Source organism: Rhizobium sp. PvP014 (assembly GCF_017876855.1).
Taxonomy (GTDB): Bacteria; Pseudomonadota; Alphaproteobacteria; order Rhizobiales; family Rhizobiaceae; genus Neorhizobium; species Neorhizobium soli.
This window is the reverse complement of the sequence record NZ_JAGIOT010000004.1, coordinates 50,737-65,872: the sequence shown is the minus strand read 5'-3', so window position 1 is coordinate 65,872 and position 15,136 is coordinate 50,737. Positions and strand designations below refer to the sequence as shown.

Sequence of the window (15,136 nt, the reverse complement as noted above, 5' to 3'; positions counted from 1 at the left end):
ATGTCATCTCCAATCCTGACGGTCAAAAATCTCCGGCTCGCGCTTCCGGAAGGCGGAGATCGCGAATATGCGCTCGACGATCTGACCTTCCATCTCGATGAACGGAAAATTCTCTGCATTGTCGGGGAATCCGGCTCGGGGAAATCGCTTTGTGCCCAGACCGTGATGGGCCTTCTGCCGAAGGCAATCCGCGTTGCCGGCGGAGAGATCCTGTTCGGTGGCCGCGATCTTCTGAAGGTCGACAAAGAGAGCCTGCGTGCCCTGCGCGGCAGCCAGATCGGCATGATCTTCCAGGAACCGATGACGGCGCTCAATCCGTCGATGCGGATCGTCGATCAGATCGCAGAGGTATTCGAGGCCCATGGGCTTCTGACACCTGAGGAGCGGCGTGCGCAGGCGGTCAAGCTCGCTACAGAAGTCGGCCTGCCTGATCCCGAGCGTATCATCCAGAGCTTTCCGCACCAGCTTTCAGGCGGTCAGCGTCAGCGTGCGATGATCGCCATGGCCCTGGCGCTCGAGCCTGTCGTGCTGATCGCCGACGAGCCGACGACCGCTCTCGACGTCACCACGCAAGCGCAGATTCTTGAGTTGATCCGCGACATCCAGCGCCGGCGCGGCATGTCGGTGATTTTCATCACCCACGATTTCGGGGTCGTGGCGGATATTGCAGACGAGGTGCTGGTTCTCCAAAAGGGCATCGTCGTAGAGCAGGGCACCGCAGACGACGTGCTGCGCCGACCGACCCACGAATACACTAAAGCCCTTCTTGGGGCCGTTCCGAACGGCGTTCCGCCGGCTCGGGCCGGGGTGGGTGACAAGACCGTCGCGATCTCGGTTGCCAATCTGCGCAAGACCTACGTAACAGGCGGCAGCCTATTCAAACCGAAGCGCATTGTGCACGCGGTGAAAGATGTCAGCTTCGAGATCCGGCGCGGCGAGACACTTGGCATCATCGGTGAATCTGGTTCGGGAAAATCGACGGTGGCGAGGCTCGTCACAAGACTTGTCGAGCCGGACAGTGGCAAGATCATGCTGGGAGGTGACGATTTCGGTGCGCTTCCGGCAAGTGGCCTGCGCCATGCGCGCAAACGCATCCAGATGGTGTTCCAAGATCCCTTTGCCTCGCTCAATCCGCGTCGCAAGGTGGGCCTCAGCATCGCTGATGGTCCGATTGCTCATGGCGTGCCGAAAGGCGAAGCGCTGCAGCAGGCAGTTGACCTCCTGAAACTCGTTGGGCTCGATGCCCGTGCCATCGATCGCCTTCCGCACGAATTTTCAGGCGGCCAGCGGCAGCGTATCGGGTTGGCAAGAGCTCTTGCACTAAAGCCGGACGTGCTGATCGCCGACGAATCGGTCTCGGCACTGGACGTCACGATCCAGAAACAGGTTCTGGAGCTTCTTGAGGAACTAAAGGGAAAACTGGATCTGGCGATGCTGTTCATCACCCACGACCTTCATGTCGCAGCCCAGGTCTGTGACCGTATCGCCGTCATGCAGCGCGGAGAGATTGTGGAAATGCGACCGACGCGAGAGCTACTGGGCAATCCGCAGAATTCCTACACGCAGCTTCTTCTAGCCGCGATACCGGGGAAGTCGCTCGAACACCGTGTATCGATCAGCTAGATGTTAAGTTGCGTCGTTTCTATTGCGATATAACGGACAGTAGACACAGACAGCTGTAACGGTATAATACGTTCGAGGATCAGCAGATGCCGGACCTCAACGGCTACTACTGCCTGGCAGCGAATTCGATGGGACGTGCTAAACTACGTAAGCTCACGCGGTTATGGAATCTGCGTCAGTCGGTTATGACCGCATGCTGCATGGCTGGTCGCCAAAGCAGATTGCTGGCCGGATGCGACCGGAGCGGTATCCGATCTCAGTCAGCCATGAGACGACCTACGAGTTCGCCTAGCTATCGGATGACCAACCGATCAAACAGCGGCGACATCCGCCGGAGCATCGTGCCAGACGCCAGCCACGGCCTGCCCGCGCCGTCACGGCAGGCCTTTCAGCCCAGACGTCAGATTCCCACCCAGTGGGGTCTTCGCTGGACGCAAACAGTTCGCCACTAAGACCGCGATCTCATCCAGTTCCGTACCGGTTAGCTGCGGCCAGCCCGCAGTCGCGGTTCCCCGTGAACTCACATATGGTCCCGAGGCATCGATATTTGCTAACGGCAGCGAACGGCACGGCTATTGCGCGCACTGTGGTTATCACTTTTCAGGAAAGTCCGATTTAAACGTGAGACACGCGCGCGAGACAGCTAAAGTCGTCTGGCATTCATTGTTTACATCGCCGCTACGACTACACGGTTACGTCCGTGAGCTTTTGCTTCAAGCAAAGCAGCGTCCGCGCGTGCGATCAGGGTATCGACCAGATTGCCCCCAGGGGCAAACGCCACGCCCACCGAAACCGATACGGTTCCAATCAGTCGGCTTGCGTGAGACAGTGCCGTGCTGGTGATCTTTTGACGGATCTTTTCCGCTAACTCCTTTGTGTGCTCTTGGCCGAGCATCGAAAGCAGGACAGTGAATTCCTCGCCGCCGAAGCGAAAGGCGCTGCCCGCGTTTCCCACCGTATCGATCAGCACCTGGCCAACGTATCGCATAACCATGTCTCCTGCATCATGACCAAACTGATCGTTGAAGCGCTTGAAGTGATCGATGTCGATCATCAGACAGCTCAGGGGTTCTCCGACATGGTCCGCTCGGTGCAGCTCCAGCGTTGCCTCAAGGTGGCGTCGGTTGAACAGACCGGTAAGCGGATCGCGAATGGCATAATCCGTGAGTGTTTCGCGAAGTTGAAGGTTGGCGATCGCAAGGCCAACATTTTCAGCGATGAGTTCAAGATAGAGCTTCGAAGTGCTGAGTTCGAAGAGAATATCACCGCTTTGCTCGAGATAAAGAAGTCCGATCACGTCGCCTTGCGCGGTTAACGGAACACACAGTGATATGTTGTCGGCACCGTCGAGATGCGAGCATGGGACGTCAGTGTCGTGCGCGCCGCTTGTATGCGGACGGCCACGGCGCAGCCCCCAGCATGAAGCAGCCGGAAAACTTTCGTCGGCATGTCGCGGCCCCTGCCAAACAGAGGCTCGCATTAGCGTCTTCTTGCTAGCGTTGAGAACGTACAGCCCGCCAGAGAGGCCGGGAAAAATTTCCGGCACCAAGCGAGCGATGACGGCGGCAAGCTCATCCTGGTTTTGGCAAGCCTGCAAGCGGTGCATCATTTCTAGGATGAGGTCCTTCGTCCGCTGATCGGCCTGCCGTTCCGCATCAAGACGTTCTCTCTCGATGCCGTTCGAACGAAATATTTCGATAGCCTCGTTCATCTCACCGATCTCGTCACGGCGGCGGTCAGGAGGAATTTCGACGGTGTAATCCTGTTTCGCCAGCCGCCCGACAATTCCCGACATGCGCATCAGCGGCATGGCGACACGCCGCCGCAAGATAAAGTATAAGACAGAAAGGAACAAAGCGCCGGTAAGCCCGAGGATAATCTTCGCGACCAGGTTCCACCTGTCGCTACTGGCCCGCGCCGTCGCCAACTGCGCACCAGTACGGCTTGCGGTCAGGTCGCGGAAGTAGCTTACAGCCTGTAGAAGTGAATTCTGTAGCCGTTCATGTTCCGCGCCGAACAACGTCTCCTGCGCCTGCACTTTTTCTCCGCGCTGATATGCCTCAATCGCGGCGACTTCCACCTTGTCGAGTTCTAGTGCGTCGATCTCGATTTTTTGAAGAACCTTGGCCTCTGCTATAGGCAGTGCTTGAGAGACGAGCTCGGATGTCGCTGCTTCGAGGCGCCGCTCCCCTTGTTCCTCAGCTTGAAAAGCTTGCAGATGCCGCTCCTCATTCCGCATGACATAAAGCCGAGCTTCGTCGCTCCTGATCTCTGCGCCTATAGCCAGCTCCTCAGCAAGCCTGTCGAGCGTGAGATGCTCCTCGACTGCGGCACGCTCCTCGTCAGCCCTTTGCGACGACGTGAGGAAAGCCACCCCTGATAAAGCGGTCAGAACCACAGTGATGGCGTAAGCCCAGTTGGTGATGGTGCTTATTCTCATCCGTTGATTGTATCAGACGCATGTTGAAGGGAAATTAAGGAGCATCTAGAAAATCTTATTGACTAGCCACATGCCTGTAAAAATGACGCGACGGGGTTGATTTGCTTGAGCATCAACGTTTCTCCGCCTATGCGAAAGAGCGACCGAGCATGGCCTGCAGCTCGTTCTTTGATGCCTCTGACAAATACGGTTTGAACAAGCTCGCGACCTGCTTCAGTCCCCAATCGAGATGTTCCGGCCCCAGATCGACAATGCCTTCCTGCAAGCTAAGATAGACGGCCCAGTAGGTCGATACGATCCAGACATTGGCGAGCAGTTGGGGCGCGTCTTCTTCCGGCACATCGATCAAATGGGCATCCTTCATCTGACGGAGTGCGCCCTCTACGACAAGGCGCATACCCATGCTGAGAGCACGGGTCGGTTCGCGGAGAGACGGCGCGATGGCGATGATGCCGGGGAGGTCCCGGAACATGTAGCGGTGGGCCCATACGATCGAAAACCAGCGCCGCATGAAATCCGAAAAGACGCCGGGGTCGGTCGCCGTGTTGGAGTCCGCGTCCACCATGAAGGCGGTCGCGTCAGCCTCGAGCCGTTCGAACAGGGCCTGGAGAAGGGCTTCCTTGGTTTTGAAGTGATAATAGAGGTTGCCCTCGTTGATCCCGACCGAACCCGCAATCTCCGCGGTCGTAACCCGGTCCGGTCCCTTGGCGTTGAAGAGCGCCTGGCTTGCATCAAGGATGCGGCCGCGTGTGCTGACCTTCGGTCTCTGCCCGTCTGCGTCAAACCCCGTCTTCGTCATGCTTGCCCTTGCATATGTAAGGTGGACACCTTAGCTGTTCATAAGGTGCTCACCTTAGCGAGTTACAGCACCGCGAAATCGCAATCAAGGATTCCGATCATGGACGTGACTGCATCGAAAGTTGGCGAACCCAAAAAGAGCTTCCCGCTCACGCGTCAATCGACGCTTGGCGAACTTGTGGCTCTTGTTCGCAATCCGCTCGACGCGCTTCCTCCGTCGATCTTCACGGAGCCCGTGATCTTCTCGAAAACTGCCGGAGAGCTGAAGGTGTATCTGGCTGACCCTGTGTTGATCCACGAGGCGCTTGTGAAAAACGCAGACGTGCTGGGTAAGGGCGATCAGGTCCGTCGCGCGCTTGGACCGGCTCTCGGACAGGGTCTGTTGACGGCGGACGGTCATCACTGGAAATGGCAGCGCCAGTCTGTCGCCGGTGCCTTCAGGCACGACAAGCTTCTTGAACTTCAGCCGACAATGCTTGAAGCGGCGACGCGCACCCGTGACAGATGGGTGGAGAAGGGCCAAGGCGCGATCGACGTCGGCCACGAGATGATGCGCACCACGTTCGACATCATCGTCGAGACAATGATGTCCGGTGGCCATGGCATCGATGTCGACCGGGTGGAGAAAGGCATTTCCGATTTCCTCAGGCCTACTGGTTGGACCTTCGCGCTCGGTCTGATGCGCGCACCGGAGTGGATACCCTATCCGGGCCGCGGCAAGGCGCGGGAAGCCGTCGAGTTTCTGCGTTCCAGCCTCCACGGCGTGGTCGAAGAGCGGCGGAAACACCCTGACGAACGCCACGATCTCGTGAACTTGCTTCTATCGGCGTCAGACCCGGAGAGCGGGAGAAGCATGAGTGACGCGGAGATCGTCGACAACCTGATGACCTTCATCACGGCCGGACACGAAACAACGGCGCTTGGGCTCGCGTGGACATTCGATTTGCTTGCCCGACACCCGGATGTCGAGCGCAAGGTGCTCGACGAGATCGATGCGGTGACGGCCGGACGGCCGGTGACCTCGGAAGACGTTTCAAAGCTAGGCTACACGCGGCAGGTGTTTTCCGAAGCCATGCGGCTCTATCCGCCGGCCCCGATTATAACCCGGACTGCGATGAGCGACTTCCGTCTCGGCGAATACCTCATCCCTGCCGGCACGGTGCTGATCGTCCCGATTTATGCGGTTCATCATCACCCTTCTCTCTGGTCAGACCCGGAAGTCTTCGACCCGGATCGCTTCAGTCCGGAAAACACAAAGGCACGGCACCGCTATGCCTATATGCCGTTCGGCGCAGGGCCGCGCGTATGTATCGGCAATGCTTTTGCAGTCATGGAAGCAGTCGCGATCTTGGCGGTGTTACTGCAGAAAGTCAGGCTTACTTCCAAGGCGGCCCTGCCGCCAAAGCCGATTATGAAAGTGACGTTGCGGCCTAGCCAGGCACTGAGCATGAAGTTGCTCACGCGATAGGCGGAGCATTTTTCGGACTCGAGGCAAGCTTCCGAACTTTTTGTCGAACACCGACAGGACGAGTTCTCAGAACCTGCGGTTCTAATCCTTAAACGGCTACTGCTCGGCCTGGTCCTCGAGAAGAAGGCCGGCCGTCTATGATGCTGATGCACGTGTAGGCGACCGCCTGTCTAGTGAAGGGGCTAGCGACGGCATCAGGGCAGGTTTTTAATCGCCTACCCACTAGGCCTGGAAGGAATCGATAGTTATGCCGTTACCGGTGTTTCAGCGCGTTTTCTCGCCTCTGGATTACCGTTTAGAATGACTTAGAGAGCTGGCTCGGGAAATCTGTACAGCGGGGATAAGTGGAATTTCTGCCTGACTCCTGCTTAGATGCCGGGAGCAGGAGATACCATGACGAGACGACCGCGCCGTAACCATAGCCCGGCTTTCAAGGCGAAGGTGGCGCTTGCCGCCATCAGAGGCGAGCAGACGCTGGTAAATTATCCCAGCAGTTCGACGTGCATGCCAACCAGATCAAACAGTGGAAAGACCAACTCCTTGAGGGGCGCGTTTTCGGCGGTGAAGCGAAGGCGGAATCGGCAGGCCCGACTGTGGACGTTAAAACGCTGCATGCAAAGATCGGCGAACTGACTCTGGAGAACGATTTTTTAACCGGTGCGCTCGGCATGGCGGGATTGCTGGGTTTAAAGAAATGATCGAACGCGAGCACAAGCTATCCGTGGTGCGCCAGGCGAAGCTTCTCGGCTTCGGCCGGGGCAGTGTCTACTATCTGCCTCGTCCAGTGCCAGACGGCGATCTTGCCCTGATGCGCCGGATCGACGAACTGCATCTCGATTACCCGTTTGTCAGAAGTCGGATGTTGCAAGGGCTCTTGAGAGGAGAGGGTCTGGAAACTGGGCGGCTGCACGTCGCCACGCTGATGAAGAAGATGGGCATCGAGGCGATCTATCGCCGCCCGAATACATCTAAACCGGCACCTGGTCACAAAATCTATCCCTACATCCTGCGCAAGCTGGCAGTCACCCGGCCCAACCAGGTCTGGGCGATGGACCTTACTACATCCGCATGGCTCGCGGCTTCTATCTCTGCGCTGTCGTGGCGGCTGTCGATCACCATGGAAGCAGCCTTCTGCATCGAAGCGGTCGAGGGGGCGCTGGCTCGCTATGGAAAGCCAGAAATATTCAACACCGACCAGGGATCGCAGTTTACCTCGATGGACATCATGGCCGTGCTGAAAAAAGCCGAGATTGCCATCTCGTTTAGTAACCCATTCGCCTTGATGGGAGTCGAACCGTCGACCCGCGCTGAAGATACACTCTGCGGGCTTGCCGCCGGAAGGACAGCATAGCGAACTCCATCTTGCCTTTATCGATGGGTTCAGTAGCTTGCATGATCAACATCGGGAACCTCGAAGAAATGCTGATCGCTCTAACGAATGGCAAAGCTGGCCGTATCAAGCAGGACATATCAGTTGGCGCAAGCTGGCGAGATCTTTTCCGAAGTTCAGAGGACCTGCTGACTGCCTCAGTCTTTGGTCGTCTTTCATATCTTGAAGGACCGATGCTCTGGAAAATCCTACGGCGTGGGCTGGGCGCCGAGCTTCCTGATTATAAAGTAGTCGACCTCTACAACGTCGAGTTCTGGCCCACGTGGCCAGAAGGAGATGACGCAGCGAAAACTGTAGAACCCGACGTTTTCCTGCAGTTCAACGTCGGTGATCCGTCGATCCAGATCGACATGATAGTCGAGGCGAAGATTGGAATGGGCCTGCACCAATACGCGGACCAGTGGCGCCGCCAGTGGAAGGCCTATCATGAATTACCGTCGACAACCGACAGTGATGCCACTCCGTATCTTATCGCGATAGGAGGCCTCGGGCAGCATGAGGCGTCGTACATGAGAAGCATCCTGAAGGATCTACACAACGGTGGTCACGAGATCAAAGCTCTCGCCGCCAACTGGCCAAAATTACTGGAGGCAGTGATCGCTGTTGGCAAAGAAACGACGAGCCAACGCGATGCCAGGATCCTGAGCGACATCGTGAGTGCCCTGGCTTTGGCCGGCTACAGGACGATCCAGTCGTTCAGCGGACTGACTTCGCATCATCGGATAAACCAACAATCGAAAGCAGTTCTTGTCGATTACAACTTTCAGGAAAATCTATGACCGAACTATCGCGCGCGCTCGCTGATGTCCGGGAAGCCCAACGTCTGCTTCACTCCTACTATCGCAGAGTGCTGGATACCGTCAGGCTCATCGGCGAGCAGTTTCCGGACCGCACGTTCTACGCCTGGAGCAACGCCAATCACGCCCAGCCGCCTCAGAAGACGACATCGCCATTCGACAAGTGGGCTTGGGATTTTCTTCCGCTAAACTGTACGTCATATCTGTTCACCAATGCAGCACAGAAATCCTACTTCCCTCAGAAGGACGAATGGATGCTTGAAATCAATGTTACAACAGATACCGCGTTCGTTCCGGGTATGGATTTCAAGGGCGAACCCGACCCGAACACCTTCGCATTCTCCGACACGACCCGCTCGGAGTTATCCGTCATAGCCTGGAAATGTACAGAGACGATGAATGACCGTACCAACTGGCTGAGGAACGTTTGGGACAATGGCCAATGGCCGGACAAAGACGCGCAACTCGGTGATCCTCCATTCGAGGCGATCGAGGGCGTTCAGTCCTGCCGTCTTACCGTAAACATCGAAAATCTGGCGGCTCGCGAAGATGTCATGGAATTCGCGGGAAGGGCGCGGGCGTTGTTTCGTGAGGTTCTCAAGATCGAGTGAACTTCATTGAAAGGCGACATGGATGCGCCGATGGTCATTTGCGACGCTCCAGCTCTAAACCCGAACTGCCCGCTATGATCCAGTTCGCGCCCTCGGCCGCGGATCCTGCCGGTTCCGCTCAAAATACTCTTGTTCGGTCTTCGAGCCCATCGATTGTCACCTGTTTCTGCATTACGATACGTCATTGAGTGATGGTAAACCGTTGGAGCATTAGTACGTGACGTCGGCCAGCGGTAGAATGCTTGATCCAGAATTCCTAGACGCTCTTGATGCGCTCGCTGCATCGAAAGGTGAAAACTGGTGGCGGGATATCCTTCGGCATCGCGATCTTGTTCTCGCCGTGCGGCGAAGCTCCATCAATGCCTACTACCGCGGCGCATCGATATTCCGGATCGACTGGAAGGCTGGACAGATATCGCCCGTTGTTCATGTGAAGTATCTCGCGACGTATGCGCAGGATTACATCCGCCTCAACAGCGACAACAGTTTCGAGTTGAAAGGCATCGAGTCTTTGGCTACGCGCTACGAAGGTAGCGAAACACTTGAGCGCATGATGCGAGCATCGGCGAAGCTTTCCGGTTTAGAGAAGTCGGGGCTGCATCCCATGCTCGTCGGAAACTCCAATGTCATCGACACAGAAGTTGCCCTCACGCGTCCTGGATCAGCCGAGGACTCACCCGGGGCGGAACAGGCAATCGCGTCAAGTCGCAAAGCCGATCGTATCGATGCTGCGATTGCAGTTCAGTCAGATGGAGGAACGCCTGAAATACGTTTCTTCGAGGCGAAGCATTTCACAAATTCCGCCCTGCGCGCCTACGGTGACTTGGATCCCGGTGTTATTCGGCAGATCTCCGACTATGAAGAGGCGCTGACGGCGCATGCACCTGCTCTGGCGGTGAGATATCTTGAGACAGCTACGATCCTCTTGAGGTTCAACGAAATGAGAGTGAGAGCTTTCGGGCCATCAGCGGCTCGGGACATCTCCGTTACGTTGAGAAAAATTGCCAAGACCGGCGAGCCTCCAGCGATTAACGTAAGACCGCACCTTATCATTTATGGTTTCGACAAAGCGCAACGGGATGACCCCGGATGGAAGGCACACCTGAAAAAGCTGGAGTCAAAACTGTCCGGAAGAGTTCTTGCAATCGGGAACCCTACCCGGATAACACGATTTCATCGTCAGGCTGCTTTACGCACCCGACCAAACCTGCAACAGGACTAGTCTGGTATCGGCCGCGACAGTTCGCGTGAGGCGCCATATGACGGACGGAACTCTGCAGATCAAATCGGCCGCAGGTCGGACCGTGGCACGGGTTGCCGGGGGCATGTTTCCGAAAGTTGAAGAGGTCATGACGGACATGGTCCTGATGGACCTTGTACACAGCTCGCCGTTATTCGTTGGAGAGCTCTGTCGGCATGCGGAGGTAGACGGCAACTTTATTCAGGGCCGGCGTTCAGTATTCGACACCGCTCATGGCGAAACCGATGTCGAAATCATTCTCGATACCTCCAGCGGTCGGCATGGACTGTTGATTGAAAACAAGATCGATGCCCCGCTGATGAACAGGCAGTTCGAGCGATATCACAGACGCGGGAAGCTGGGGATCGATGAGGGACAATGGAGCTCCTACACAGTCGTACTCTTCTCGCCGCGTTCTTACTTTGATCATCTACCGTCTGAACAGAAAGCGTTTGTTGACAGGTTTATTCCGTATGAGGAGATCATCGAATTTCTCAGGAGCATGCCCGAGTTCGATTTCAAAAGATCGGTCCTTGAGGGCGCATCCGAGACGAGAGCACGAGGATATGTAAAATCCGCCGATGCGACAGTGATGGATTTCTACCGGTCATACTACGAGATGGCACAGTTAAAATATCCACAGCTGAAGATGGAGTATCCTGGCATTCGCGGTGCGAACAACACATGGGCGCTTTTCAAAAATGTGAACGGGTATCGTCGCGTAGATCTGGTTCACAAGTGGATGTCGATCGGATGCGAGTTGAGTATCCCGACAAACGACGTCGATGCCGTTCGCCAGGCAATCGTTCCTCTCCTCGAAACAGGAATGACGTTCAAGCCGACAAAGACAGTAGCTTATGTCAACCTTCGGTCTACGCCGATAGACCATTTCGCCGACTTCGAAAGCCTGATCCCTGCAATAGAGGAAGCCCTGCAGAAGCTGGAAAGGCTACGGCTTTTTTCAGCAAGGGACGCGGTCGATAACGTGATCCGGCGATATGCGAAGCCCTAGTCCGCCACCCGATCAGATATTTGCGCGCTATGGCAGGATTGCAGGAGGAACGTCGATGCTGAGGTACGGAGCATGACAATTGTCCCGATCCTTCTTCTGCTGGGTGCCTTGATAACACCTGTCCTTCGGCTCCTTGGATGCCAACGACGAAGCACGTGGATTATGGCCGCCGGTGCACTGTTGATCGTTCTTGGTCTGGAATTCCTTTTTGGGCACTGACAAGTGAGGGTTAGAACATCTCACCGCCGCGCTAGCTTCTCACTCACAGAAGCCGGTCGTCCGGAAAAGACCCCACGAACAATGCCGTATCCCCGGCTTGATCGCGACGCGCGATCCAAGGAGAAAGATGAAGAGTACCGGAGAAATCAGCATAGCGCCGCCTCGGCGGGATTTCGGGAGTTCTCGACACGCCAGGGACGGTAGAGGACAGCCGCAGGAGCCTCAGCATAGCGCCCGCAGGGGAGGCGGGACCGACTGGCCACGCCCGTGGCGTTCTGCCTAGAACTGCAACTCCCCGCCCCGTAATTAATCTGTTTATTCATCAACCATTTAAAGAACACAACAAGAACATGTATTGATCGCTAGGGATATTCCTGCCATTTTGTCAAAAAATGACCCAGCAGCGATTCGAGGACAGCATGCGCCACAATACCCGGACGGAATTTACAGCTCTTCGGGAAAAGGCGGGGATGACCGTCGCGCAGGCAGCTGAGTTGCTGGACGTATCACTGCGGACGGCCAGACGGTACGATGACGGTGAAAGCCAGCCCCGCCGCCTTGAGATCAAGGCGCTCGAGAAAATCGCGCAACATGGAGCAAAGGAACCACCGACACAGTTTCGTTTCATTGACCTGTTTGCCGGTATCGGTGGCCTGCGTCTGGGTTTCGAAAGCATCGGCGGTCATTGCGCCTTCACATCCGAATGGGATCCACACAGCCAGAAAACCTACGCCCTGAACTATCGTGACAACCACCAGATCGGTGGCGACATTCGCGAGTTCTCGCAGGATCCGGGAAAGATACCGGAGCATGACGTCCTGCTTGCAGGCTTTCCTTGCCAGCCATTTTCGATCGCAGGCGTTTCCAAGAAGAATGCGCTGGGACGCCCCCACGGTTTCCTCTGCGATACCCAGGGAACGCTGTTTTTCGATACAGCCCAGATAATCGCCCATCACCGGCCTGCTGCTTTTGTCCTCGAAAACGTCAAGAACCTGGAAAGCCATGATGGCGGGCGCACTTTTGCGACCATCATGAATGTTCTGACCAATGAGCTGGGCTACCACGTCCAGCACAGGGTGATCAGCTCGGAACCGTGGGTTCCGCAAAAGAGGGAGCGGGTCTTCATAGTCGGTTTCAGGGAGCAAACAGATTTCGACTTCAGTTCGCTTGTCATTCCTGACCCGAAGAATGGTCCCAAACTGGGCAGCATTCTTGAGCCGCACGAGGAGGTCGACCCGAAATATACCCTCACTCCCCGGCTCTGGGAGTATCTCCAGAACTACAAGGCCAAACATCAGTCCAAGGGCAACGGGTTTGGCTTCAGCCTCTTCGGCCCCAATGATGTCACCCGGACACTTTCGGCGCGCTACTACAAGGATGGGTCCGAAGTCCTGGTCGAGCAGCCGGGGAAAAGACCGCGACGCCTGACCCCGCTCGAATGCGCGCGCCTGATGGGTTTCGATCGGGGTGACCGGCGTTTCAAGATTGCTGTTTCTGATACCCAGGCGTACCGGCAGTTCGGAAATGCCGTCGTCGTGCCTGTTGTCGAGTTTGTCGCGCAGGCCATGGAAAAGCATATCATGGCGGCACTGCGAAAGGCTGAGATCGAGCCGGCGACCATCGAGGCGATCCGTTCTGTGACGAGACCCGACAGGATGCCGATGACCGCGAATGGCTGATACCGTTTCTCCCGAGACCAGAAGCCGGATGATGTCCGGCATCCGGGGCAAGAACACAAAACCCGAGATGATCCTGAGGCGTGGGCTTCACGCCCTCGGTTTCCGCTTTCGTCTGCATGACAAGCGTCTCCCTGGGAAACCGGATCTCGTCTTTCCAAAGTACCGGGCAGTGATATTTGCGCACGGTTGTTTCTGGCACGGCCATGACTGCCATCTGTTCAAGTGGCCGTCGAGCCGTCCGGACTTCTGGCTTGCAAAGATCAACCGGAACAGGGAGGTCGACGTCCGATCGGAGTCCCTGCTTGCTCAGGATAACTGGCGCCAGTGCATCGTATGGGAGTGTGCACTGAAAGGGAGAACACGGCTTCCCCTGGACGAATTGATTGAGCAATGCGCAGTCTGGCTCAGAACCAATGAGCCTAGACTTGAAATCCGGGGGAGGACTGCATGAAGAGAGGAACTCTCTCGGATCATTTCCAGGGGATCGTCGTCAAACGGCTCAGCGCAGTCGAGACAACTCCCGCAACGTCCAACCAGCATGAATTCAATGGATCAGCTTCGCTGCGACAGCTGCTGGGTGATGCGGACAGGAAGAACATTCCCGCCCGCTTTATTTGGCTGGGTGAAGAGCAGGAAGCCATCACCATCGAGGGTATGGTCAGTTGGTATGATGCAAGGAGAAGCCACCCTACCCGTACCGAGTATCGCCTCTACTACTACGGGAATGAAATCACCGCCATGATGTCCACCGGTGACGTCTTCTTTCTGGCCATATGCCGGGACGGATCGGCAATGGTCATTGTGACCCCGTCAGGCACAACGATACAGAACCAGCTTGTCTGGCTGTTTGGTCTTGAAGACCAGCCGGAGTTCCAGTTCACTTTCCAGCAAGTCGAAGGCAACAATGACGCGGAACTAGACTTTGCGGCTCGATATATTCTCGACGAGCTCGGGCTTGAACTCGAGGAGCCCGAAGCTGACAGGCTTGATGATCTGATCGAGCCATTCGGGCTGAAATTTCCCAGAACCAGAGAGTTTTCCGACCTTGCCCGGGCTTCACTTCCGGGCGTCTCGGCACGCGACGATGCAGACAGTGCTCTCGTGGCCTGGATGGAGCGTGAGGAGCAGCTGTTCCGCAGACTGGAAAGACGTATAGTCGCCGAACGTATCAGCAGCGGCTTTCAGGCAGCTGATGGCGCTGACGTCGACGGATTCCTCAGCTTTTCTCTCAGCGTCCAGAATCGCCGGAAATCGCGCGCCGGTTCAGCACTCGAAAATCATCTCGAGGCCGTCTTCACCGATCACGGGATTGCCTATGTGAGGGGGGCTGAAACAGAGAACCGGAACAAGCCGGATTTCCTTTTCCCTGGCCAGAGTGAATACCGCGACCTCACCTTTCCCGCCGAGCGGTTGACGATGCTTGGATCGAAATCAACGCTGAAGGATCGTTGGCGCCAGGTGCTGTCGGAAGCCGAACGCATTCCGGACAAGCATTTGTTGACACTCGAACCTGGCATTTCGGAAAACCAGACTGACGAGATGCGAACGAAGCATCTTCAGCTGGTTATCCCGAGAAGCATCCAGAGTTCGTTTCGACCGGCGCAACGGGATTGGCTGATGAGCGTCTGCGATTTTATGAGTATGGTAAAAAGTCGACAGGTCGGGATCTGAGGGAGACGTGTTGTCGGTACCATGCCAAATGGCTCGAATCTTCCGACAAATGATGAACTGCGTTGGCTTATTGATAAGGCGCCGGCCGAGCTATGGCGCGAAGACCGCTCATAATCTCCATCTGCGCAACGGTTACCTGATGACACATTGGACGGATTTTGTACAAAATCCTCCTCGTCTAACGAGCG

11 protein-coding genes and 1 pseudogene are annotated in these 15,136 nt (G+C 56.3%); 10 read left to right on the top strand and 2 right to left on the bottom strand.

Annotated features, from left to right (window positions below; translation table 11 throughout):
* Entirely contained in the window at positions 1-1,623 is a 1,623-nt protein-coding gene (locus J3A65_RS23200; protein WP_209904292.1) for an ABC transporter ATP-binding protein, read from the top strand.
* 667 nt (positions 1,624-2,290) lie between these two features.
* On the opposite strand, the gene J3A65_RS23195 is transcribed toward J3A65_RS23200, so the two are convergent.
* Positions 2,291-4,063, bottom strand: a complete 1,773-nt coding sequence (locus J3A65_RS23195) for a diguanylate cyclase (protein WP_209904290.1) — start codon at positions 4,061-4,063, stop codon at positions 2,291-2,293.
* 127 nt (positions 4,064-4,190) lie between these two features.
* Positions 4,191-4,862 carry a TetR/AcrR family transcriptional regulator gene (locus tag J3A65_RS23190; RefSeq protein ID WP_209904288.1) on the bottom strand — a complete coding sequence of 224 codons (672 nt, stop codon included), beginning with the start codon at positions 4,860-4,862 and terminating at the stop codon, positions 4,191-4,193.
* Positions 4,863-4,961: 99 nt separating this feature from the next.
* Here J3A65_RS23190 and J3A65_RS23185 point away from each other — a divergent pair, with 99 nt between their 5' ends.
* From J3A65_RS23185 to J3A65_RS23145, 9 genes and pseudogenes are all read left to right on the top strand, one after another.
* A complete protein-coding gene (locus tag J3A65_RS23185) occupies positions 4,962-6,329 on the top strand; it encodes a cytochrome P450 (protein WP_209904286.1) in 1,368 nt (455 codons plus the stop codon).
* A 393-nt stretch (positions 6,330-6,722) separates the two neighbouring features.
* Positions 6,723-7,590: pseudogene (locus J3A65_RS23180) on the top strand (DDE-type integrase/transposase/recombinase); the annotation flags it as partial.
* 131 nt (positions 7,591-7,721) lie between these two features.
* Positions 7,722-8,498 carry a hypothetical protein gene (locus J3A65_RS23175; protein ID WP_209904283.1) on the top strand — a complete coding sequence of 259 codons (777 nt, stop codon included), beginning with the start codon at positions 7,722-7,724 and terminating at the stop codon, positions 8,496-8,498.
* Complete coding sequence (locus tag J3A65_RS23170) at positions 8,495-9,127, top strand: hypothetical protein (RefSeq protein WP_209904281.1); 633 nt, start codon at positions 8,495-8,497, stop codon at positions 9,125-9,127. The genes J3A65_RS23175 and J3A65_RS23170 overlap by 4 nt, the downstream gene beginning before the upstream one ends.
* Positions 9,128-9,365: 238 nt before the next feature.
* Positions 9,366-10,349 (top strand): hypothetical protein, encoded by a 984-nt coding sequence (locus J3A65_RS23165; RefSeq protein ID WP_209904279.1) that lies wholly within the window; start codon positions 9,366-9,368, stop codon positions 10,347-10,349.
* Between the two features lie 37 nt (positions 10,350-10,386).
* The gene (locus J3A65_RS23160; protein ID WP_209904277.1) at positions 10,387-11,379 is read left to right on the top strand and encodes a hypothetical protein; all 993 of its coding nucleotides are present in this window, start codon (positions 10,387-10,389) and stop codon (positions 11,377-11,379) included.
* Between the two features lie 689 nt (positions 11,380-12,068).
* Positions 12,069-13,277, top strand: a complete 1,209-nt coding sequence (gene dcm, locus J3A65_RS23155; protein ID WP_281064482.1) for a DNA (cytosine-5-)-methyltransferase — start codon at positions 12,069-12,071, stop codon at positions 13,275-13,277.
* Positions 13,270-13,728 carry a very short patch repair endonuclease gene (locus tag J3A65_RS23150; RefSeq protein WP_209904272.1) on the top strand — a complete coding sequence of 153 codons (459 nt, stop codon included), beginning with the start codon at positions 13,270-13,272 and terminating at the stop codon, positions 13,726-13,728. The genes dcm and J3A65_RS23150 overlap by 8 nt, the downstream gene beginning before the upstream one ends.
* Positions 13,725-14,948 (top strand): type II restriction endonuclease, encoded by a 1,224-nt coding sequence (locus J3A65_RS23145; protein ID WP_209904270.1) that lies wholly within the window; start codon positions 13,725-13,727, stop codon positions 14,946-14,948. The genes J3A65_RS23150 and J3A65_RS23145 overlap by 4 nt, the downstream gene beginning before the upstream one ends.
* The last annotated feature ends 188 nt before the right edge of the window (positions 14,949-15,136 follow it).

Excerpts from the sequence above, each read along its gene's own strand:
- J3A65_RS23200 (WP_209904292.1), top strand. The coding sequence starts at position 1 with ATGTCATCTCCAATCCTGACGGTCAAAAATCTCCGGCTCGCGCTTCCG.
- J3A65_RS23195 (WP_209904290.1), bottom strand. The coding sequence starts at position 4,063 with ATGAGAATAAGCACCATCACCAACTGGGCTTACGCCATCACTGTGGTT.
- J3A65_RS23190 (WP_209904288.1), bottom strand. The coding sequence starts at position 4,862 with ATGACGAAGACGGGGTTTGACGCAGACGGGCAGAGACCGAAGGTCAGC.
- J3A65_RS23185 (WP_209904286.1), top strand. The coding sequence starts at position 4,962 with ATGGACGTGACTGCATCGAAAGTTGGCGAACCCAAAAAGAGCTTCCCG.
- J3A65_RS23175 (WP_209904283.1), top strand. The coding sequence starts at position 7,722 with ATGATCAACATCGGGAACCTCGAAGAAATGCTGATCGCTCTAACGAAT.
- J3A65_RS23170 (WP_209904281.1), top strand. The coding sequence starts at position 8,495 with ATGACCGAACTATCGCGCGCGCTCGCTGATGTCCGGGAAGCCCAACGT.
- J3A65_RS23165 (WP_209904279.1), top strand. The coding sequence starts at position 9,366 with ATGCTTGATCCAGAATTCCTAGACGCTCTTGATGCGCTCGCTGCATCG.
- J3A65_RS23160 (WP_209904277.1), top strand. The coding sequence starts at position 10,387 with ATGACGGACGGAACTCTGCAGATCAAATCGGCCGCAGGTCGGACCGTG.
- dcm (WP_281064482.1), top strand. The coding sequence starts at position 12,069 with ATGACCGTCGCGCAGGCAGCTGAGTTGCTGGACGTATCACTGCGGACG.
- J3A65_RS23150 (WP_209904272.1), top strand. The coding sequence starts at position 13,270 with ATGGCTGATACCGTTTCTCCCGAGACCAGAAGCCGGATGATGTCCGGC.
- J3A65_RS23145 (WP_209904270.1), top strand. The coding sequence starts at position 13,725 with ATGAAGAGAGGAACTCTCTCGGATCATTTCCAGGGGATCGTCGTCAAA.